Here is a 20,224-nt window from a genome sequence, read left to right as displayed (position 1 = left end):
CACGGTCCCAACCGTGGCCAATGCGTGAGTCTAAGGGGAGGCCTCGGCTCCTCCCGAAACCTGCCCGCTCAGCAAGACGTCCGGTGGACACCTGGATGAACGTCCGGGGGTGGGGATAACCCCCGTACGGGAAGATGTATCACCCCCATGGCACATCCCCGGCCCGGTTCGGGAAGCTGGGACCCGCTGGCTCGAACGAGGGGACGATGATCCGATGAAGCGAGCGCACCGCCGCGCCGTGGACGCCATCAAGGAGCAGGACGCCCGGATGGAGCGTCCGCCGCTGTACGGCGCGCGGATGTGGCGCCAGGTCGGGCAGCTGATGCTCAACTTCCCGCTGGGCGTCGCCGGCTTCGTGCTGTCGATCGCCGCGCTCTCGGCCGGCCTGGGCCTGGCGGTCACGGTGATCGGTCTGCCGGTGCTGGCCCTCGGGCTGGCCGGCTGCCGCGCCCTGGGCGCCCTGGGCCGCAGCCGGGCCCGCTCGGCGTACGGCTCCGCGATCGACGAGCCGGAGCCGGTGCGCCCGCGCCGTCCCGGCCTGGTCGGCTACACCATCGCCCACCTCACCGACCTGCTGAACTGGCGCTCGGCGCTCTACAACGTGCTGTTGCTGCCCTGGGGCATCCTGAGCTTCACCCTGGCCCTGGTCTCGGTGGTCACGCTGTGGCCGGTGCTGCCCTTCATGGTGCGCGGGATGGCCGCGGTCGACCGGATCCTGATCGAGTCGCTGCTCTTCCCCGGCGCCCTGGCCGAACGGGTGCGCGAGCTGGAGGACGACCGCGGCACCGTGGTCGACACCGCCGCCGCCGACCTGCGCCGGATCGAGCGGGACCTGCACGACGGCGCCCAGGCCCGGCTGGTCGCGCTGGCGATGGACCTCGGGATGGCCAAGGAGCGGCTGCGCGAGGTGGAGAGCCAGGAGGACATGGCGGCCGCCGCCAGGATGGTCGACAGCGCGCACGGCGAGGTGAAGCTCGCCCTCCAGGAGCTGCGCGACCTGGCCCGCGGCATCCACCCGGCGGTGCTCACCGACCGCGGTCTGGACGCGGCGCTGTCCGCGGTCGCGGCCCGCTGCACCGTCCCGGGCGGGGTGAAGGTGAACGTCGACCTGGCCGGGCCGGGCGGCGAGCCCGAGCGCCCGGACTCGGCGGTCGAGGGCATCGCCTACTTCACCGTCAGCGAGTTGCTGACCAACGTCTCCAAGCACGCCGGGGCCCGCAGCGCCTCGGTCGACGTCTGGCGCTCGGACAGCCAGCTGATGGTGCTGGTCCAGGACGACGGCCGGGGCGGGGCCGCGCCCTACCCGGGCAGCGGGCTGGCGGGGCTGGCCGAGCGGATCCGGGCGGTGGACGGGGTGTTCCTGGTGGAGAGCCCGGAGGGCGGCCCGACCACCGTCACCGTCGAGCTGCCCTGGCGCACCCGCACCGCCCGGCGCTGAACCGCCGCGGGACGTGAAAGGGCGCCGGGCTCCCGTCGAGGCAGTGGACGGGGGCCCGGCGCCGGTCCGGTGCGTCGGCCGGCCCGCGGAACCCTTGCACGGTGGGCGGGCCGGCCGGCGCACCGGGGCTGAGCGGATCTAGGGCGTGTCTGACAATTCCCGCCGGGCGCGCGACGTCGGGGCACGCCCTAGGAGCTGCTCTCCAGGGTGCCGAGGGTGACGTCCGCCGTCCTGCTGTTGCCGTCCCTGGTGTAGGTGACGGTCACCTTGCTGCCCGGGGTGAGCGAGGCGAGCGCGGTGGTGAGCGCGTTCAGCGAGTCGACCTGGGTGTCACCGATCTTGGTGATCACGTCGCCGGGCTGGAGCCCCGCCGCGGCGGCCGCACCGCCCTGGCTGACCGCCACGATGACCGCGCCGGCCGGCTGGAACTGCTGGTTGAAGCTGGTCCGGGCGGTGATGCCGAGCGCGGCCCGACCGGAGTTGGTGACCTTGCCCTGCTTGATCAGCTGGTCGGTGATGTTGGTGATGGTCGCCGCCGGGATGGCGAAGCCGATGCCGGGGGCGGCCGCGCCGTTGGTCTGCGGCTCGGTGGCGGCCAGGGTGTTGATGCCGATCACCTGGCTGTCCAGGTTGACCAGCGCGCCGCCGCTGTTGCCCGGGTTGATCGCCGCCGAGGTCTGCACCATGTTGCCGATGGTGGCGCCCGGCGAGCCGCCGCCGCGGGGCTCCGAGACGGTCCGCCCGGTGGCCGAGACGATGCCCTGGGTGACGCTGCTGGAGAGGCCGAGCGGGCTGCCCATGGCGAGGGTGATCTGGCCGAGCTGGACCTTGCCGGAGTCGCCGAAGACGGCCGGCTTGAGGCCGCCGGGCGGGCTGCTGAGCTTGATCACCGCCAGGTCGGAGTCGGGGTAGCTGGCGACCAGCGTGGCGTCCAGCGACTTGCTGGAGTTGGCCAGCGTGACGGTGAAGGTGCTCGCGGTGCCGACCACGTGGGCGTTGGTGACGATGTCGCCCTTGTCGTCGTAGACGATCCCGGAGCCGAGGCTGTCGCCGGTGGTGATCTGGACCACCGAGGGCAGCACGTCGGCGATCACCTTCTGGTAGGCGTCCTGCAGCTGGTTGGCGCCGCCCGGCTGGCCGGTGGGGGCGGAGGAGGCCTGCTTGGCGCCGGAGGCCGAGGGCGAGGAGGCCGCGGAGGAAGAGGAGGAGGACGAGCTGCTGCAGCCGGCCAGCGCCAGCGCGGTCACGACCGCGACCGCGACCGGGGCGAGCAGCCGTCCGTGCGCCTTGGGGCCGGTCGGCCGGGGGCCGGCCGGCAGCGGGCGGTTGTGTTCCTTCGTTCGGCTCACCTGGCTGCCTCCGATTCGTCACCACGCCGGGGGCGCGGGCATGAGAGCACGGAAATCTTTGTCAGCATTTCACCGATTTGTCCGTTTTGCCGACTCGACTCGCCCGGGGCCGTCGGCCGAAACCGAACGCCTAGGATTGCCGCATGACTTGGTTGATCACCGGCGGTGCCGGATACATCGGTGGGCACGTCGTCCGCCAGCTGCTCGACGCCGGCGAGCGCGTCGCCGTCCTGGACGACCTGAGCACCGGCGACGCCTCCCGGGTTCCGGCCGGTGTGCCGCTGATCGAGGGCTCCACCCTGGACCGGGCCGTCCTGGACGCCGCGATCCGCGAGCACGGGATCGAGGGCATCCTGCACTTCGCCGCCAAGAAGCAGGTCGGCGAGTCGGTCGAGCAGCCGTTCCTGTACTACCGCGAGAACATGATCGGCCTGCAGACGGTGCTGGAGGCCGCGGCCGAGGGCGGCGTCAAGCGCTTCCTGTTCTCCTCCTCCGCCGCCGTCTACGGCATGCCGGACGTCGACCTGGTCACCGAGTCCACCCCGTGCGCCCCGATGAGCCCGTACGGCGAGACCAAGCTGGCCGGCGAGTGGCTGGTCGCCGCGGCCGGCCAGGCCCACGGGATCTCCACCGTCGCCCTGCGCTACTTCAACGTGGCCGGCGCCGCCTCCCCCGAGCTCTCCGACGCCGGGGTCTTCAACCTGATCCCGATGGTCTTCGAGCGGCTGACCGCCGGCGACGCCCCGCGGGTCTTCGGCGACGACTACGCGACCCCGGACGGCAGCTGCGTCCGCGACTTCATCCACGTCTCCGACATCGCCTCGGCCCACGTGGCGGCCGCCAAGCGGCTGGCCGCCGACCCGGCCGGCGAGACCGCGCTGGTGCTCAACATCGGCCGCGGCGAGGGCGTCAGCGTCAAGGAGATGATCGAGGTCATCGGCAAGGTCACCGGCTACGACACCACCGCCGACGTGACCCCGCGCCGCCCGGGCGACCCGGCCCGGGTGGTGGCCGCCGCCGACCTGATCCACCGCGAGCTGGGCTGGACCGCGCGCCACGACGTGACCGACATGGTCTCCTCCGCGTGGGAGGGCTGGTGCAGCCGCCACCCCGAGGCCCGCAAGGCCTGACCCGGCACGGCCCGACGGCGGTGTCCGCCCGCACTCAGCGGGCGGGCACCGCCGTGCCGTAGTAGGCGTCCAGCGCGTAGACGCAGCGGTCCTTGGAACCGACGAAGACCCGCCCGCCGACCGCCACCGGGGAGCCGGTGAGCTCGCCCTTGGTGCCGAGCTCCCAGCGCAGCTGACCGGTCGCCAGGTCCAGGGTGTGCAGCGAGTGGTCCCGGCTGCCCAGGTGCACCAGGCCGTCGGCCAGCGCCGGGGAGCCGACGATCTCGCCGCGCGCGGTGTAGCGCCAGCGCTCCCGGCCGGTCGCCGCCTCGAAGGCGTACAGCACCTCGCCGCTGCCGACCAGCACCATGCCCTCGCCGACCACCACCGGCTCGGCGCCCTGACGGCTGCCGGTGACCCCGCGCCAGCGGTCCAGGCCGGTGGCCGCGTCCAGCGCGTAGACGGTGCCCAGGTAGTCCGCCACGTAGACGGCGTCGCCGTCCAGCGCCGGCGGGGTGAACAGCACCACCGGGGCCTCGAAGCGCCAGCGCTCGGCCCCGCTGGCCGCGTCCAGCGCGTACACCCGGGTACCGGCCGTCACGTACAGCACGCCGCCGCGCTCCACCGGGTGCGAGGGGACGTCGTCGCCGACCGGGACGGACCAGCGCAGGCCGGCCCCGCGCCCGTCCACGCAGCGCAGCCGGCCGGCGCCGTAGTAGTAGAGCGCGCCGGCCAGCAGCACCGGGCCGGACTGCGGGTTCTCGTAGTCCTGCTGGGCGTCGTCGGCCCGCCACAGCTCGGCGCCGGTGGCGGCCGCGCGGAGCTGGACGCCGCCGCCCCGCACGCCGCAGCAGAGCACGCCGTCGGCGGCGGACAGCGAGTAGACCCAGCCGTCCAGAGAGGTGCGCCAGCGCTCGGTGCCGTCCGCGACGTCCACGGTGTACAGGTGCGGGCCGTCCGCGGCGTGCACCCGGCCGGCGTCCACCGCGAGCGCCCAGGCGACGTCGCGGGTCTTGTAGCGGCGCTCGCCGGAGGCGATGTCCAGCGCGTGCACCTCGAAGCTGGAGACGAAGAGCGTCCCGTCGGCGACCACCGGGGTGCCCCAGACGTCGTTGGACATCCGGAACCGCCAGGGGCGCCAGCGCGCCGCCGGGGAGGGCGGCGGGGTCGGGATCGGCGGCGGGGTCGGCTGCACCCGGCGGACCCAGTCGGTCGTGGCCGGGGCGGTGCTCGGACCGGGCTGCTCGTGCTCGGCCCGCGGCCCCGGGCCTATCCGCACCGAGGCGCCGGACAGCTGTACCTCGACGGCCATCCCGCCGGTGGGCGCGCGGTGCTTGTTCTTGGACGGGATCTTCGCGGTCGGGATCTCCCCGTCCGTGGCACCGGGACGCGACCCGGCGTGCACCGGGCCGGTGGGCGGCGCGTGCCCGGCGCCCGGGTAGGTGCGCGGGTCGTCCGGGCCCGGGTGCTGCGGCGGCACCGGCGGCGGGCCCTGGGGGTGCGGCGGCCGGTGCGGCTCGACCGGCCCGGAGTGCGGCGGGCGGGGCGGCACGACGGGACGGCGGCCGCGCTTGCTCTCGATCAGCGCCAGCGCGTGGGCGGGCAGCCAGTCCCCGGCCTCGCCGGAGGCGTCGTCCCGGGAGAACAGGTGCGGGGCCAGTTCGGCCTGGATCTGGGCCGGGGTGGGCCGGCGCTCAGGCGCCTGCTGCATGCAGGCCCGGACCAGGTCCATCAGCTCGGGCGCCATGCCGGTCAGGTCCGGCTCCTCGCGCAGCAGCTGGAACACCGTCTCGACCGGGTTGGTGCCCCGGAACGGCGGGTGCCCGGTGGCGCAGAAGACCATCAGCGAGCCGAGCGAGAAGACATCGCTGGCGCCGCGGACGGTACGGCTGTCCCGGGCCTGCTCCGGGGACATGTAGGCGGGGGTGCCGACCGCGACGTTGGTCATGGTCAGCCGGGTGTTGGAGACACCGGCCGCGATGCCGAAGTCGATCACCTTGGGGCCGTCCTCGACCACCAGGACGTTGGAGGGCTTGAGGTCGCGGTGGACCAGCCCGGCCGCGTGGATGGACTGCAGCGCCTCGGCGATGCCGGCGACCAGCCAGCGGGTGGCGTCCACCGGCAGCGGGCCGCACTCCTCGACCAGGTCCTCCAGCGAGGGCGCCGGGATGTACGCGGTGGCCAGCCAGGGCACCCGGGCGTCCGCGTCGGCGTCCACCACGGCCGCGGTGTAGAAGCCGCCGACGGTCTTGGCCGCCGCGATCTCACGGGCGAAGCGGACCCGGAACAGCTCGTCCTCGGCCAGCTCCCCCCGGACGGTCTTGATGGCCACCCTGCGCCCGGAGGAGGAGCGCGCCAGGTAGACCAGCCCCATCCCGCCCGCGCCGAGCCGCCCCAGCACCTCGAAGGGCCCGATCCGCCTCGGATCGTGCGCCGTCAGCTGGTCCACTCCGCAGCCACCTCCCCGTTGTCCGCACCCGCCGCGTGGTGTCGGACCCGATTCTCCAATGCCGCCCGGCGCAACTCCAACCTCCCCCACCGGGAGACGGCCGCCGCCCCGGGCCGACAGTCCGCTGGTCAGCGATGACACAACGGCCGGATTCTGACGACCGCTCCGGCCGCGGCTTGCGCCCCGGTGCCCGGACCGTCGGGGTGTCACCCCGCACAGTCGATCACTCTCCGTCACTCGACCACCCCTCAGCGGACTCGCCGTCACGCTATGGGGTCAAAAGCACACGGGGGGGCTTCAAGAGCGCCTTCGGAGCCCGGTGAATATCCGTCCGAACTGGTTCGGGCCGCTATAGCAACCCCCCGTGCGGAGTAATAGTCGCATCACCGAATCGCGCCAAGATCGTGCCACGGTAAGCTGACGGCATGACAGGACAAGTTCGCACCGTCGACGGTCGCGTCGCCGGGCGACGCGGACAGGAGACGCGGCAGAAGCTGCTCGACTGCCTCCGCGAGATGCTCAGCACGTCGCCCTATCGGGACGTCAAGGTCATCGACGTCGCCCGTATGGCGGGTACCTCCCCCGCGACCTTCTACCAGTACTTCCCGGATGTCGAGGGCGCAGTCCTCGAAATCGCCGAGGAAATGGCCAAGGACTCCGACACCCTCAAAGAGCTGGTGGCCGGAAAGTCCTGGGCAGGGAAGTCCGGACCGACCACTTCGGAAGAACTGGTCGACGGATTCCTCGCCTTCTGGCGCAAGAACGACGCCATTCTCCGAGTGGTCACGCTGGGTGCCGCAGAAGGGGACAAGCGGTTCTTCAAGATCCGCATGACCGTCCTCAACTCGGTGGCCAAGCCGCTCGCGGAGGCCGTCAAGGAACTCCAGGCGAAGGGTCAGGCCGACAAGTCGCTCGACCCGAATGCCGTGGCCGGGGCCCTGGTCTCGCTGCTCGCCTCCGCAGCCGAGCACCAGAAGGCCTTCACCTCCTGGGGCGTCAAGGTCAAGGACCTCAAGCCCAACCTCGCTCCCCTGGTGTACCTGGGCGTCACCGGCAAGAAGGCGCCCAAGTAGCACCGTCCGTTCGATCCACCATCCGCTCCGCGCGCAGCCCCGGCCTCCTGTCCGGGGAACGACGGACGGCGGCCGTGTCCTCGGGGGAGGTCCGCCGACGTACCGCACGCGCGCCAGACATGCCGGTGGGCGGGCACCCCTCACACAGGGTGCCCGCCCACCGGCATGTTCTGCTCCAGGGGCCGGACGCCCCCGCCCCGAGCCGAAGGGGCGCGCCGGTGCCGAAAGGGAGAAGCGAGGGAGCGACGAAGGAGCGAGGGAGCGCCGACCGTCGGGACCGGGTCAGAGCGCCCCGGAGACGAGCGGGCGAGTGGCAGCAGCGCCGACCGTCGGCACCGGATCAGAGCGCCCCGGAGGCGAGCGGGCGACTTACTTAGGGACAGCGCACGACCTGGCCGGCGTAGGCCAGGCCGCCGCCGAAGCCGAAGAGCAGGACCGGGTCGCCCGGGGAGAGGGCGCCGCGCTCGACCAGCTTGGAGAAGGCGAGCGGGATCGAGGCGGCCGAGGTGTTGCCCGAGTCGACCACGTCCCGGGCCACCACCGCGTCGGCGAGGCCGAGCTTGGCGGCGATCGCGTCGATGATCCGCAGGTTGGCCTGGTGCGGCACGAAGCCCTTCAGCTCGGCCGGGTCGATCCCGGCGCGCTCGCAGGCCTGCCGGGCCAGCGGGGCGAGCTGGGTGGTGGCCCAGCGGAACACCGACTGGCCCTGCTGGCTGATCACCGGGTCCCAGCCGGTGATCACCACGGCGTCGCCCCGTTCCGGCTCGGAGCCCCAGACCACCGGCCCGATGCCCGGTTCGGCGCCCTCGGGCTGGGCCTCGACCACCGCGGCGCCCGCGCCGTCGCCGAAGATCACACAGGTGGAGCGGTCGGTCCAGTCGAGCGTGTCGGACATCCGCTCGGCGCCGATCACCAGGGCACGGCTCGCCGCCCCGGCCCGGATCGCGTGGTCGGCGGTGGCCAGCGCGTACGAGAAGCCGGAGCAGACCGTGTTGATGTCGTACGCGGCGGGCGCCCGGATGCCCAGCCGGGCCGCGACCGCGGCGGCGGTGTTGGGGCTGCGTTCGATCGCGGTGCAGGTGGCGACCACCACCAGGTCGATCTCCGCCGCCGTCCGGCCGCTGTTGGCCAGCGCCTTCTGCGCGGCCTCGGCAGCGAGGTCGACCAGGGACTCACCCTCGGCGATGTGCCGGGTGCGGATGCCCACCCGGGTACGGATCCACTCGTCATCGGTGTCGACGAGTGCCGCCAGATCGTCGTTGCCGAGGATCTTGGGGGGCTGGTAATGACCGAGTGCCACAATGCGCGAACCGCTCATGGTGCCATGGAACCGGGTTACCCGCTGGTCAGCAGGGCACGACCGGCTACAGGATCCGCGCCGACGATCTGTAGGGGCTCCACAAGCCCCTTGGGGCGCCTGGGTTCCGGCGGTCCGTCGAGGTCACGCGGCCAGCGAGGCGGCGTCGCCCATCGCGATCACCGGGTGGGCCGCCGGGTCCAGGGTGCGGATCAGCTGGGCCATCTTGTCCTCGGGTATCGACACGCAGCCGTGGGTCGGGCCGTCGTGGTCGACGTGCAGCCAGATGCCGCCGCCCTTCTTGCCGCCCATCGGGCGGCGCGGGTCGAGCGGGGAGCTGCCGGCCACCCGGTTGTAGTTGATCGCGACGACGTAGTCGAAGGAGCCGGCCAGCTGGTCGCCGAAGAAGCCCGTCCCGGAGACCACGAAGCTCGGGTCCTTGTCGTACGGGAGCTTGCTGCCGGGGTCGGCGTTGCGGCCACCGGCGTCGGTGAGGTCGAAGACGCCGATCGGGCTGCGCAGGTCGCCCTCGTTGTGGTCGGTGGTCCAGCCGTTCTTGCCGTTGTGGCCCTGCCAGGTCTCGCCGGCCAGCCAGCGGCCCTCGGGGGTGCGGGTCCACAGGGTGACGCTGTTCTTGTCGGTGTCCTTGCCCTGACCGGTGGCGACCACCACCTGGGTGGTCGCGGCCGGGATCTTCGCGGTGAAGGCGGCACCGAGGCCGGGTATCGCGGCCAGCGAACCGTCCGGACGGGCCTCGCCGCGGCCTGCGGCCGCGGGCGCGGACTGCCGGTCGGTGGCGGCCTGGACGGCGGCGGGGGCGGGGGCGGGTGACGCGGGGTGGTCAGGCTTGCTGACGCCCTCCGGCGCGGGGCCGTCGGCGGCGGTGGCGACGGCCTTGGCGCCGTCCTGGCCGACGGTGTACCAGCCGGCGGCGGCCGCGACCAGCAGGGCGGTGCCGGCCATCACGGCCTTGCCGTGGCGCTTCTGCTTCGCCTTGCGCCGGCGGCCGCGGGCGGCGGCCCGGCCGCCCGGCCCGGGGGCCGCCGGGGTCACGGAGGCGAGGGGCACGACCGGGGCGAGCTGCTCGTGGGCGGGCTCGGCGTCCACCTGGTCCGGGTACACCGGCTCCGGGTGGACCGCGTCCGTGTACAGCGGCTCGGCGTACTCCGGCTCTGCGTACTCCGGCTGGACGGCGTACGGCTGGAACGGCTGGTCGTACGCCTCGAAGTACCCGTCGACCGGCCGCGGGTACTCGCCGTAGCCGTCCTGCGGAGCCTGCGGGTACTGCTGGTACGCGCTGTACGGCGCCTCGTGCGACTGCTGCGGCACCCCGTACACCGGCTCCTGCATCGGCTCGTACGGCGGGTACTCGGTGGCGCGATGAGAACCGGACATGCCGTCGATCCTGCCAAACGCGCTACCCGTTGGTAAACCCGGGGCACGTGCGGGAGCCGTGAAGACGCCGCCGCCCGGGCCGCGGGTGCGGTCCGGGCGGCGGCGGGCACACCGGGGTGTGCGCAGGTCAGAGGCGCATCGCCTGCGGGGTCTCGCGGCGGTTCAGGTCCGGGCCGTCGTACTCGCGGATGATCTCGTAGCGGGTGTTGCGCTCCACCGGGCGGAAGCCGGCGTCCCGGATCAGGCCGAGCAGGTCGTCACGGCCGAGCTTGTTCGGGGTGCCGAAGTTGTCCGCGTCGTGGGTGATCTTGTACTCGACCACCGAGCCGTCCATGTCGTCCGCGCCGTGGCTGAGCGCCAGCTGGGCGGTGGTCACGCCGTGCATCACCCAGAAGACCTTGACGTGCGGGACGTTGTCGAAGAGCAGCCGGGAGACCGCGAAGGTCTTCAGCGCCTCGGCGCCGGTGGCCATCTCGGTGCGGGCCATCAGCTTGTTGCGCACGACGCCGTCCTTGGAATCGTGGAAGTCGTGCTGGTAGCGCAGCGGGATGAAGACCTGGAAGCCGCCGGTCTCGTCCTGCAGCTCACGCAGCCGCAGCACGTGGTCGACCCGGTGGCGGGGCTCCTCGATGTGGCCGTACAGCATGGTGGCCGGCGTCTTGAGGCCCTTGCCGTGCGCCAGGCGGTGGATCCGCGACCAGTCCTCCCAGTGGGTGTCGTGGTCGACGATGTGCTGGCGGACCTCCCAGTCGAAGATCTCCGCGCCGCCGCCGGTCAGCGACTCCAGACCGGCGTCGATCAGCTCGTCCAGGATCTCGTCGGCGGGCAGGCCGCTGATCTTCTCGAACCAGTGGATCTCGGTGGCGGTGAAGGCCTTCAGCGAGACGTTCGGCAGCGCCGCCTTGAGCTCCCGCAGCGAGCGCGGGTAGTAGCGCCAGGGCAGGGTCGGGTGCAGGCCGTTGACGATGTGCAGCTCGGTGAGGGAGTCGCTCTCCATCGCCTTGGCGAGGCGGACGGCCTCCTCGATGCGCATCGTGTAGGCGTCCTTCTCGCCCGGCTTGCGCTGGAACGAGCAGTACGCGCAGGACGCGCTGCACACGTTCGTCATGTTGAGGTGGCGGTTGACGTTGAAGTGGACGACGTCGCCGTTCTTCCGCGTCCGCACGTGGTGCGCCAGCCCGCCCAGCCAGGCCAGGTCGTCGCTCTCGTAGAGCGCGATCCCGTCCTCGCGGGTCAGCCGCTCACCCGCGTAGACCTTCGCCTCCAGCTCGCGCTTGAGCCCTGCGTCCATGCGGTGGCCCGCCTCCTCCGACATTCGATTCCTTGCCGGAGACGAGGTTACGCCTATGCCGTCAAGAGCTCGGCGAGCAGACCCGGGTCGATGTTGCCGCCGCTGACCACGGCCGCCACCTGGCGGCCCCCGGTCTCGGCGGCCCGGTGGAAGTACGCGGCCGGGGCGACCGCGCCGGAGGGCTCGGCGACCAGTCGGCCGCGGCGGGCCAGCAGGGCGACGGTGGCGCGGATCTCGTCCTCGGTGACGGTGACGATGTCGTCCACGTAGGCGGTGATGTGCTCGTACGGCAGCACGCCGACCGAGGGGGTGCGCAGCCCGTCCGCGACGGTCCGGTAGGTGTCCGCGACCGGCCACTCCACCCGGCGCCCGGAACGCAGGCTCTCCTGGGCGTCGGCGGCCAGCTCCGGCTCCACCCCGATCACCCGGATCTCCGGGCGGCTGAGCTTGAGCGCGGCCGCCGTCCCGCCGATCAGGCCGCCGCCGCTGACCGGCACCAGCACGGTGTCCAGCCCGGCGGGGGCGTCCTCGGCGATCTCCAGGCCGACCGTGCCCTGGCCCGCGAGGATGAACGGGTCGTCGTACGGCGGCACCCAGACGAAGCCGAACCGCTCGGCCAGGTCGCCGGGCAGGGTGTCCCGCTCCGCCGGCGGGACGAGGATCACCTCGGCGCCGAACGAGCGGGTGGCCGCCACCTTCACCTCGGGCGAGGTGTCCGGCATCACGATCACGGCCTTGATGTCGAGCAGCTGCGCCGCGTAGGCGACGGCCTGGGCGTGGTTGCCGCTGGACTGGGCGACCACGCCGCGGGCCCGCTCGTCCGCGTCGAGCGCGGCCAGCCGGTTGTAGGCGCCGCGGGTCTTGAAGGCCCCGGTCGGCTGGAGGTTCTCGGGCTTCAGCCAGAGCCGGCGCTCGCCCTCGGCCGCCCAGGGGGCGGGGACCAGCGGGGTGCGTACGGCCACCCCCGCGATCCGCTCCCGGGCCGCGTGCAGCTCCTCCAGACCGACCAGTGCCATCTCGTCACTCTCCTACGGGGGGTAGCTCGCTCACCCGGTTCTCCCACTTCGTGGAGAGTACGACGGTGGTGCGGGTGCGGGCCACGCCTTTCGTGCCCGAGATCCGCTTCACCACCGACTCCAGGCCGGCCACGTCGGCCACCCGGACCTTGAGCATGTAGGAGTCGTCACCCGCGATGAACCAGCAGTCCTCGACCTCGTTGAGGTCCTTCAGCCGGAATGCGACGTCCTCGTGGTCGGCGGCGTCGGTGAGTTGAAGGCCGATCAGGGCCGTGACGCCGAAGCCGAGCGAGGCCGGGTTGACCGTCGCGCGGTAGCCGGTGATCACACCGGCCTGCTCCAGGCGGTTGATGCGGTCCGTGACGCTCGGGCCGGAGAGTCCGACCAACCGGCCCAGCTCTGCGTAGGACGCGCGGCCGTTCTCCCGGAGCGCCTGGATGAGCTGTCTGTCCACCGTGTCCATATACCGTCCGCGTCCTTCCGAACCTCACCAGACCCACAGATCATTATCCGGATTCCAAGGCGCCGTGCGCTGAACGACCCGGATATCGCAGAGAAGATACTCTCCCGCCTTCGGTCTCCTTACTCCCCCTCGGCCGGAGCGGCCTCGCCGTCACCGGGTTTGCGGGCCGCCGCTCCCAACTCGCCCTCCCAGCGCAGGTACAGGGAATGCGGCACGTCGACGGCGTCCAGCACCCGGCCGGCCACGAAATCGACGAGTTCGCGCACGGTGGAACCGCCGGCGTAGAAACCGGGTGCGGCGGGCAGGACGACCGCGCCCTGTGCGTCGAGCTCCACCAAGTGCTTCAACGTCACCCCGTTGAGTGGTGTCTCGCGCACGCAGACGACGAGCGGACGGCGCTCCTTGAGGGTGACGCTGGCCACCCGCTGCAGCAGGTCCTTGCTCAGGCCGAGCGCGATCCCGGCCACCGCGCCGGTGGTCGCCGGGACCACCAGCATGCCCTTGGCGGGGTACGAGCCGCTGGACGGGCCGGCCGCGAAGTCCCCGGCGGACCAGTAGCGGACGTCGTCCAGCCCCTCCTCGGTGCCCAGCCAGCGCGCCAGGTCGGTGCGCCAGTGGGCGTCCCGGAAGGAGATGCCGGTCTCGTCCAGGATGGTGAGCCGGGCGGCCCGGCTGACGATCAGGTCCACCGCCTCACCGGCGGTGAGCAGCGCCCGGATCACCGAGGCCGCGTACGGCGTCCCCGACGCTCCCGAGACCCCGACCACCCACGGCTGACGCTTCGCAGTTCCCATGGGGCAATTCTGTCGGGCTTCACGGCCGGGCGTCCGCCCGCACCCGGCGACCGGGCCCCGTCACCTGCGGTTCCGTCCCGGGTCGCGCCGACCGGGTCCGCTCGGGCCCGCCCCCTGGGAGGATGGGCGCATGGCAGCGACCCTCGTCGACCTCACCCATCAGGTGACCACCGCGATGCCGGTCTACCCCGGCGATCCGGCCGTCCTGCTGGCGCCCGCCCTCACCACCGCCACCGCCGGGGTGAACGTGCTGGCCCTGCACCTCGGCTCGCAGTCCGGGACGCACGTGGACGCGCCGTACCACGTGGACGTCACCTGGCCGACCCTGGACGGGCTGCCGCTGGAGCGGTTCACCGGCCCGGCCGTGGTCGCCGACGTGCGCGGGCTGGAGCCCCGGGCGGCCGTCACCCCCGAGCTGCTGGCGCCCGCGCTGGAGCGCTGCGGGGAGGGCTCCGTCCTGCTGCTGGCCACCGGCTGGGCCCGGCACTGGGGCACCGACGCCTACCTCGCCCACCCCAGCCTGACGCCGGCCGCCGCCGAGGCGATCGTGGCCGCCGGGGTGCGGACGGTCGGCGTGGACGCGCTGAGCGTGGACCCCACCCCCGACCCGGGGCCGGAGGACCCGGCGGTGGCCGCCCTGCTCGCCGACCTCACCGACGAGCACGACGGGCCCGACCCGGTGGACGAGCCGACGCTGGCCGCCCACCGGGTGCTGCTGGGGGCGAGCGGCGGCGGGGTGATCGCCGAGAACCTGACCGACCTGCGGGCGCTGCTGGAGGCACAGGAGGCCGGTCGGCCGGTGGAGGTCTCGCTGTTCCCGCTGCGACTGGTGGCGGCGGACGGGGCCCCGGTCCGGGCGGTGGCCCGGCTGGGCTGACCGACGCGCGACGAACCGTTCCTGCCACGGCACTTGGTCTAGACCATCCCCCGGTGGCGCCACTAGGCTGTCCGGCCATGGCTGAGATCATCGGAGTGGTCGAGCGACTCTGGCGCTACCCCGTGAAGTCCACCGGCGGTGAACGACTCGACGCCGTCGACGTGGACGTCCGCGGCCTGGCCGGTGACCGGCTCTACGCCGTCCGCGACGCCTCCGGCAAGCTCGGCTCCGGCAAGAGCACCCGGCGCTTGCGCCGGATGGACGGCCTGCTCCGGCTCTCCGCCCGCCTCGGCCGCCGGATCGACGGACCCGAGCTGTTCGACCCGCTCGGCCGCCCCGTCGACCACCCGACCGCCTTCCTGCGCGCCTACCTCCAGCGCGCGGACGTCGAACTCGCCCGCGAGGACGCCGTCCCGCACTTCGACCGGCTGCCGGTCAGCGTGCTCACCACCGCCACCCTGGACTGGGTCCGCGAGGCCGTCCCGTTCGCCGTGGTGGACGAACGCCGCTTCCGCCCCAACATCGTGCTGCGCACCCCGCCGGGCACCCCGCCGTTCGTCGAGGACGACTGGTTCGGCCGGCAGGCCCACGGCGAGGCCCCGGACAGCGCCCGGTTCGCCTTCGTCACCTCCAGCGAGCGCTGTGCGATGAGCGGCGCCCCCCAGCCCGGGCTGCCGCACGCGCCCGAGATCCTCAAGGCGATCGTGCACGCCCACGACGGCCGGCTGGACGCGCTCGCCGAGGTGGCCGCGCCGGGGCGGCTGCGGCTGGGCGACCGGCTGGTGCTGGACTGAGTCGCCGGACCTCCGGCTGAATCCGCAGGTCAGAGCCGTTTCCAAGATTCTCCGAAAAAACTTCGAAACCACCTGCAACCCCCGTGACCCTTGGACGTCTATGGGAGTGAGCGGCGGGGAGACCCGCCGGGACGGACCGCAGGCGACACCGGGGCACCACCTCGGACCTCGGGTCCGGATCACAGACCACACCTGATCGACCGGCTTCAGACGATCGCCGGTGAACACCCTGGGGGGTATGCACTATGTCCGTCGTGCGCGCACGTCGTTCCCGTTCCACCGTTCTGACCGCCGCCACCCTGGGCGCCCTGCTGGCCACCGGCGCCGTGCTGGCCTCCCCGGCCGCCTACGCCGCCGAGGCCCCGGCCGCCGCCACCGCCCCCGCCGCGCCGACCGCCAAGGCCACCTCCGACCTGTCGCTGCAGGTCAACGCGCCCAAGACGGTCGGCCGCGGCGGAGAGCCGGTCGAGTTCACCGAGACCGTCACCAACTCCGGCGCCACCGACGCCTCGTTCAACCTGCGGGTCAAGGCCACCACCGACGCCAGCCCGCTCGCGTACCAGGCCATCAAGGTCGAGTACCGCGACGCGGACGGCACCTGGAAGGCCGTCACCGACACGGTGCCCGGCCTGACCGTCGCCGCCGGCGCCAGCAAGGCCGTCCAGCTGCGCCTCACCACCGGGCTCCACGCCTACTGGACCGACCAGGTGTCCACCGTCAAGCTCGGCTCCGCCGTCCTCGACGCGACCAGTGGCACCGTCCTCGCCGAGAGCACCAAGGACGTCTCGGCCGACTACCTGACCATGGAGGTCGGGAACGCACCGACCACCGCGGTCATCGGCGGCGCGCCGGTCGAGTTCGACTACACCGTCAAGAACCCCACCGAGTCCCGCTTCACCAACGTCGCCAAGGTCGTGACGGCCAACAAGTACAGCACGCTCCAGATGCAGAAGGCGGACGGCAGCTGGGAGACCCTCACCGGGACCTCCATGCCCCACGCCGACGACGACCTCCGCTACCTGCTCGCGGCCGACCAGAACCTGGCGCCCGGCGAGACCTTCACCCGGCACCTCCGCCTCGCCTTCAACGGCGACGCCAAGATCGGCACCACCTACGCCCACGCGTACGCGGAGCTCACCAACGGCGGGAACTCGTCCACCTACGTCGGCCCCCAGTTCATCCAGATCAACCTCACCGGCTCCCCGCTGGGCCTGTCGGTGCAGGAGCCGTCGTCGATCGGCAACGGCGGCAAGCCGGTCGAGTTCACCGAGACCGTCACCAACGCGAGCGGCTCCGAGGCGCCGTTCAACCTCAAGCTCGACGCGAGCAACCCGGTCGCCCGCAGCGCCGACCGCATCACCCTGGAGTCCCGTGCCACCGACGGCACCTGGAAGCCGGTCGGGCTCACCTTCACCCAGCAGCCCGACGGGTTCCACTTCGTCGGCTCGCTCGCCGGCGTGACCGTCCCGGCCAACAGCACCAAGACCGTCCAGCTGCGCCTCGCCGCGCCGCTGAACAACGACTGGGCCGGCCAGAGCGGCACCGTCAAGCTCTCCTCGACCGTCCTCGACCAGACCGGTCAGTTCGTCCTCGCCAACAGCACCAAGGACGTCGCGCTCAAGGCCCTCGACGTGCAGACCAAGGGCGCGCCCACCACCGCCGTCCTCGGCGGCGCCCCGGGCGAGTTCGACGTCACCTTCGCCAACCCCAGCGCCTCGGACTACGACAACGTCTCCGAGGTCGTCCAGACCGACCGGCGCAGCACCCTCCAGGTGCAGAAGGCCGACGGCAGCTGGGAGGACATCACCGGTCTCCCGACCGGCCAGCCGGGCGGCGACCAGGCCGTCTACCACCTCAGCGGGGACAAGAACCTGGCCGCCGGCGCCTCCGTCACCCGGCACGTCCGCCTCGCCTTCACCGCCGACGCCCCGATCGGCCGGACCTACGTGAACACCTGGGCCGTCCTCGGCGAGGGCACCGACTTCCCCGCCTCCGTCGGCCCCCAGGGCTTCCCGGTCGACGTCACCGCCACCGCGGTCGCCGGCACCGGCGCCGTCGACAAGGCCACCACCAACGGCGGCACCACCGTCGTCAAGGCCGGCCTCACCACCACCGACGGCACCGCCGCCTCCGGCAGCACCGGCACCTCCACCGACATCGCCGACGTCCAGTCGGCGGGCGGCGTGCTCGCCCACACCGGCTCGGACGGCATGCTGGCCTCCGCCGCGGCCGCCGCGAGCCTGCTCGCCGGCGGCATCGGCGCGCTCTTCTTCGCGCGTCGCCGTCGCAGCGCCTGATCACCGCTCCGCGCAGTACCCGAGCCCCGGCTCCCCGGCACCGTCCGGGGGCCGGGGCTCCGCGTTTCTCAGCCCCTGACGAGGCAGAAGGGGTGTCCGGCCGGGTCGGCGTAGACCCGCCAGCCGCCGGCGTCGTGCAGCCGTACGGCGCCGAGGGCGAGGACCTCGGGCTCGGCGGCGTCGAGGTCCGGCACGTCGACGTCCAGGTGCGCCTGCTGGGGGTGGTCCGGGTCAGCCCAGCGGGGCGGGCGGTGGTCGGCGACGCCCTGGAAGCAGAGCACCGTGCCGTCGTCGAGGTGCAGGGTGGACCAGTCCGCGCCGAGCGACCAGCGGCGGTCCGGGCGGTCGACCTCGCCGCCGAGCACCGCGGCGTAGAACCGGGCGAGCGCCGCCGGCTCCGGGCAGTCGAGCACCAGGCACTGCAGTCTGCCGATCACGGGTCTCCTCAGGGGGTGTCGTCCTCCCCGGATTCTGCCTCCGGCAGCGCGACGGCCCGCAGGTAGGCCTCGGTGAAGAGTTCGAGGGTCTCCTCCACCGAGGGCAGCTCGGACCCGAGGACGGGTTCCAGGGACGGCCGGAGCAGCATGTGGTTGAGCAGCGGGCCGAACATCAGCTGGGACAGCACCGGGAGCGGCAGCGGGCGCAGCCGGCCCGCCTCGATGTGCGGCTGCAGCAGGCGGGTGAGGCCGTCGAACATCCGCGGCAGGTAGAAGGCCATCATCCGGGCGGCGGGGCCGTCGGATCTGCCGAACAGGTCGGCGAACATCGCCGGGACGACCTTCGGGTCGCTCTGGAGGGCCGCGGCGAAGGCGCGGTACAGCGCCCGGACGGTGTCCTCCAGCCGCTCCGGCGGGTCGGCGGCCAGCGCCTCCAGGTCCGGCAGCGGGCCGTACTGGACGAAGACGGCGGAGAGCAGGCCGTCCCGCCCCTCGAAGACGGTGTGCAGGCTGGGCAGCGAGCACTCGGCCAGATCGGCCACGGCGTCCAGGGTCACCCCGGACAGGCCGCGTTCGGCCACCAGCCGGCCCGCCGCCTCGATCGCCCGCTCCCGCACCGGCGGCCGTCCGCCCGGGTCGACGCCGGTCCGCCGGACGGCCTCGTCCAGCGGGGCCCGGGAGCCGCCGAGCCGGCGCAGCAGGGTGCTGCGCGAGATGCCGGCCGCCGACGCGATCGCCGTCAGCGGGACGTCCGCGACGTCCCGTCCCCGTTCCTTCGCCGCGGTGAGCGCGGCCGTCACCAGATCGTCCATGTGACACAGAGTACTACTTGACACCTGAGACGGTCCCAGAGATGCTCTATAGGCGAGTTTCACACAGGAGCGGCAAGGGATCGAAGGGGAGAGAGCCATGAGCGTCGTCATCTCCGGGGGCGGACCGGCCGGAATGATGCTGGGCCTGATGCTGGCCCGCGCGGGTGTCGAGGTGACCGTGCTGGAGAAGCACGGCGACTTCCTGCGCGACTTCCGCGGGGACACCGTCCACGCGTCCACCGTGCGCCTGATGGACGAACTCGGCCTCGGCCGGAAGTTCGCCCGGCTGCCGCAGAGCCGGCTCGGCAACCTGATGATCCCGCTGCCCGGGGGCGGCGAGTTCGCGCTGAGCGCCTACGACCGGCTGCCCGCGCCGTACAACTACATCGCGATGATGCCCCAGTGGGACCTGCTGGACTTCCTGGTCCAGGAGGCGCAGCAGGAGCCCACCTTCACCGTGCGGATGAACACCGAGGCGACCGGGCTGCTCCGCGAGGGCGGTCGGGTGGTCGGCGTCCGCTACCGGACCCGGGACGGCGAGGAGGGCGAGATCCGCGCCGAGCTCACCGTCGCCGCCGACGGCCGGCACTCCACCCTGCGCCGGGAGGCCGGTCTGGTGCCCCGGGAGCACCCGGTGCCCTTCGACGTCTGGTGGTTCCGGCTCCCCCGGCACCCCCACGAGCAGGCGGGGCAGCCCAGCATCGTCCCCGGCTTCGGCACCGGTGAGATGGCGCTCAGCATCGCCCGCGACGAGTACTTCCAGATCGGCTACTTCAAGCCCAAGGGCTCCGACGCCCGGCTGCGCGCCGAGGGCGTCGAGCGGTTCCGCGCCCGGATCGCCTCGATCCTGCCGCAGTACGCGGACCGGGTCGACCAACTGGCCGCCATGGACGACGTCCACATGCTCGACGTCAAGCTCAACCGGCTCGACCGCTGGTACGTCGACGGCCTGCTGCTGATCGGCGACGCCGCCCACGCGATGTCCCCGGCCGGCGGGGTCGGGATCAACCTCGCCATCCAGGACGCGGTCGCCGCCGCCACCCTGCTCGCCGAGCCGCTGCGCCGCGGCCGCCCGACCGTCGCGGCCCTGGCCCGGGTCCAGCGCCGCCGCGAGTGGCCGACCGTGGTCATGCAGCGCCTCCAGCGGGTCCTGCACCACGTCATGTTCATCCCGACGCTCACCGGCCGCCGTTCGGGCCCGCCGACGGCCTTCGCCACGCTCTCCCGCCGGGTGCCCGCGGTCCAGGTGGGCCTCACCCGACTGCTCGCCCTCGGCCCCCGCTCCGAGCACGCCCCGGACTTCGCCCGCCGCCCCGCCGCCTGACCGGCCGCC

General features: G+C 73.0%; 17 protein-coding genes. 7 read left to right on the top strand and 10 right to left on the bottom strand.

The window, feature by feature from the left end; genetic code table 11:
• Nucleotides 1–214: 214 nt before the first annotated feature.
• Nucleotides 215–1,438: a sensor histidine kinase gene (locus ACIP4P_RS10405; protein WP_400916712.1), complete on the top strand. Its 1,224-nt coding sequence runs from the start codon at nt 215–217 to the stop codon at nt 1,436–1,438.
• Nucleotides 1,439–1,626: 188 nt separating this feature from the next.
• On the opposite strand, the gene ACIP4P_RS10400 is transcribed toward ACIP4P_RS10405, so the two are convergent.
• Nucleotides 1,627–2,757 (bottom strand): S1C family serine protease, encoded by a 1,131-nt coding sequence (locus tag ACIP4P_RS10400; RefSeq protein ID WP_400917141.1) that lies wholly within the window; start codon nt 2,755–2,757, stop codon nt 1,627–1,629.
• 173 nt (nt 2,758–2,930) lie between these two features.
• Between ACIP4P_RS10400 and galE the strand changes: the two genes are divergently transcribed.
• Nucleotides 2,931–3,917, top strand: a complete 987-nt coding sequence (galE, locus tag ACIP4P_RS10395) for a UDP-glucose 4-epimerase GalE (RefSeq protein WP_350511415.1) — start codon at nt 2,931–2,933, stop codon at nt 3,915–3,917.
• Nucleotides 3,918–3,951: 34 nt separating this feature from the next.
• Here the strand turns inward: galE and ACIP4P_RS10390 are convergent, their stop codons facing one another.
• Complete coding sequence (locus tag ACIP4P_RS10390; RefSeq protein WP_400916709.1) at nt 3,952–6,345, bottom strand: PQQ-binding-like beta-propeller repeat protein; 2,394 nt, start codon at nt 6,343–6,345, stop codon at nt 3,952–3,954.
• A 425-nt stretch (nt 6,346–6,770) separates the two neighbouring features.
• On the opposite strand from ACIP4P_RS10390, the gene ACIP4P_RS10385 reads away from it, so the two are divergent.
• On the top strand, nt 6,771–7,418 hold the full coding sequence (locus ACIP4P_RS10385) for a TetR family transcriptional regulator (protein ID WP_188307623.1): 648 nt from the start codon (nt 6,771–6,773) through the stop codon (nt 7,416–7,418).
• A 373-nt stretch (nt 7,419–7,791) separates the two neighbouring features.
• Here the strand turns inward: ACIP4P_RS10385 and ACIP4P_RS10380 are convergent, their stop codons facing one another.
• The 6 genes from ACIP4P_RS10380 to ACIP4P_RS10355 form a co-directional block, all read right to left on the bottom strand.
• Complete coding sequence (locus ACIP4P_RS10380) at nt 7,792–8,736, bottom strand: beta-ketoacyl-ACP synthase III (RefSeq protein WP_400916706.1); 945 nt, start codon at nt 8,734–8,736, stop codon at nt 7,792–7,794.
• A 123-nt stretch (nt 8,737–8,859) separates the two neighbouring features.
• Nucleotides 8,860–10,110, bottom strand: a complete 1,251-nt coding sequence (locus ACIP4P_RS10375) for a L,D-transpeptidase family protein (protein WP_400916705.1) — start codon at nt 10,108–10,110, stop codon at nt 8,860–8,862.
• 127 nt (nt 10,111–10,237) lie between these two features.
• Nucleotides 10,238–11,401 carry an aminofutalosine synthase MqnE gene (gene mqnE, locus ACIP4P_RS10370; protein WP_350511419.1) on the bottom strand — a complete coding sequence of 388 codons (1,164 nt, stop codon included), beginning with the start codon at nt 11,399–11,401 and terminating at the stop codon, nt 10,238–10,240.
• A 53-nt stretch (nt 11,402–11,454) separates the two neighbouring features.
• Nucleotides 11,455–12,417, bottom strand: a complete 963-nt coding sequence (locus tag ACIP4P_RS10365; RefSeq protein ID WP_400916703.1) for a threonine/serine dehydratase — start codon at nt 12,415–12,417, stop codon at nt 11,455–11,457.
• A 4-nt stretch (nt 12,418–12,421) separates the two neighbouring features.
• Complete coding sequence (locus ACIP4P_RS10360) at nt 12,422–12,880, bottom strand: Lrp/AsnC family transcriptional regulator (RefSeq protein ID WP_030055719.1); 459 nt, start codon at nt 12,878–12,880, stop codon at nt 12,422–12,424.
• A gap of 119 nt (nt 12,881–12,999) precedes the next feature.
• Nucleotides 13,000–13,674, bottom strand: coding sequence for a UbiX family flavin prenyltransferase (locus ACIP4P_RS10355; protein WP_400916700.1), 675 nt, complete (start codon nt 13,672–13,674; stop codon nt 13,000–13,002).
• Nucleotides 13,675–13,804: 130 nt separating this feature from the next.
• On the opposite strand from ACIP4P_RS10355, the gene ACIP4P_RS10350 reads away from it, so the two are divergent.
• From ACIP4P_RS10350 to ACIP4P_RS10340, 3 genes are all read left to right on the top strand, one after another.
• Nucleotides 13,805–14,551, top strand: a complete 747-nt coding sequence (locus ACIP4P_RS10350; RefSeq protein ID WP_400916698.1) for a cyclase family protein — start codon at nt 13,805–13,807, stop codon at nt 14,549–14,551.
• A gap of 77 nt (nt 14,552–14,628) precedes the next feature.
• Nucleotides 14,629–15,345: an MOSC domain-containing protein gene (locus ACIP4P_RS10345; protein WP_400916695.1), complete on the top strand. Its 717-nt coding sequence runs from the start codon at nt 14,629–14,631 to the stop codon at nt 15,343–15,345.
• A 254-nt stretch (nt 15,346–15,599) separates the two neighbouring features.
• Nucleotides 15,600–17,642, top strand: a complete 2,043-nt coding sequence (locus tag ACIP4P_RS10340; RefSeq protein ID WP_400916693.1) for an LPXTG cell wall anchor domain-containing protein — start codon at nt 15,600–15,602, stop codon at nt 17,640–17,642.
• 68 nt (nt 17,643–17,710) lie between these two features.
• Here the strand turns inward: ACIP4P_RS10340 and ACIP4P_RS10335 are convergent, their stop codons facing one another.
• A complete protein-coding gene (locus ACIP4P_RS10335) occupies nt 17,711–18,079 on the bottom strand; it encodes a VOC family protein (RefSeq protein WP_400916690.1) in 369 nt (122 codons plus the stop codon).
• Between the two features lie 8 nt (nt 18,080–18,087).
• A complete protein-coding gene (locus ACIP4P_RS10330) occupies nt 18,088–18,891 on the bottom strand; it encodes a TetR/AcrR family transcriptional regulator (RefSeq protein ID WP_400916687.1) in 804 nt (267 codons plus the stop codon).
• A gap of 97 nt (nt 18,892–18,988) precedes the next feature.
• Here ACIP4P_RS10330 and ACIP4P_RS10325 point away from each other — a divergent pair, with 97 nt between their 5' ends.
• Nucleotides 18,989–20,215, top strand: coding sequence for an FAD-dependent oxidoreductase (locus ACIP4P_RS10325; protein ID WP_400916684.1), 1,227 nt, complete (start codon nt 18,989–18,991; stop codon nt 20,213–20,215).
• Nucleotides 20,216–20,224 lie beyond the last annotated feature (9 nt).

The sequence above is a fragment of the Kitasatospora sp. NPDC089509 genome (assembly GCF_044749365.1).
Taxonomy (GTDB): domain Bacteria; phylum Actinomycetota; class Actinomycetes; order Streptomycetales; family Streptomycetaceae; genus Kitasatospora.
This window is presented reverse-complemented; position numbering and strand designations above follow the sequence as displayed.

Excerpts from the sequence above, each read along its gene's own strand:
- ACIP4P_RS10405 (WP_400916712.1), top strand. The coding sequence starts at position 215 with ATGAAGCGAGCGCACCGCCGCGCCGTGGACGCCATCAAGGAGCAGGAC.
- galE (WP_350511415.1), top strand. The coding sequence starts at position 2,931 with ATGACTTGGTTGATCACCGGCGGTGCCGGATACATCGGTGGGCACGTC.
- ACIP4P_RS10385 (WP_188307623.1), top strand. The coding sequence starts at position 6,771 with ATGACAGGACAAGTTCGCACCGTCGACGGTCGCGTCGCCGGGCGACGC.
- ACIP4P_RS10380 (WP_400916706.1), bottom strand. The coding sequence starts at position 8,736 with ATGAGCGGTTCGCGCATTGTGGCACTCGGTCATTACCAGCCCCCCAAG.
- ACIP4P_RS10375 (WP_400916705.1), bottom strand. The coding sequence starts at position 10,110 with ATGTCCGGTTCTCATCGCGCCACCGAGTACCCGCCGTACGAGCCGATG.
- mqnE (WP_350511419.1), bottom strand. The coding sequence starts at position 11,401 with ATGGACGCAGGGCTCAAGCGCGAGCTGGAGGCGAAGGTCTACGCGGGT.
- ACIP4P_RS10365 (WP_400916703.1), bottom strand. The coding sequence starts at position 12,417 with ATGGCACTGGTCGGTCTGGAGGAGCTGCACGCGGCCCGGGAGCGGATC.
- ACIP4P_RS10360 (WP_030055719.1), bottom strand. The coding sequence starts at position 12,880 with ATGGACACGGTGGACAGACAGCTCATCCAGGCGCTCCGGGAGAACGGC.
- ACIP4P_RS10355 (WP_400916700.1), bottom strand. The coding sequence starts at position 13,674 with ATGGGAACTGCGAAGCGTCAGCCGTGGGTGGTCGGGGTCTCGGGAGCG.
- ACIP4P_RS10350 (WP_400916698.1), top strand. The coding sequence starts at position 13,805 with ATGGCAGCGACCCTCGTCGACCTCACCCATCAGGTGACCACCGCGATG.
- ACIP4P_RS10345 (WP_400916695.1), top strand. The coding sequence starts at position 14,629 with ATGGCTGAGATCATCGGAGTGGTCGAGCGACTCTGGCGCTACCCCGTG.
- ACIP4P_RS10330 (WP_400916687.1), bottom strand. The coding sequence starts at position 18,891 with ATGGACGATCTGGTGACGGCCGCGCTCACCGCGGCGAAGGAACGGGGA.
- ACIP4P_RS10325 (WP_400916684.1), top strand. The coding sequence starts at position 18,989 with ATGAGCGTCGTCATCTCCGGGGGCGGACCGGCCGGAATGATGCTGGGC.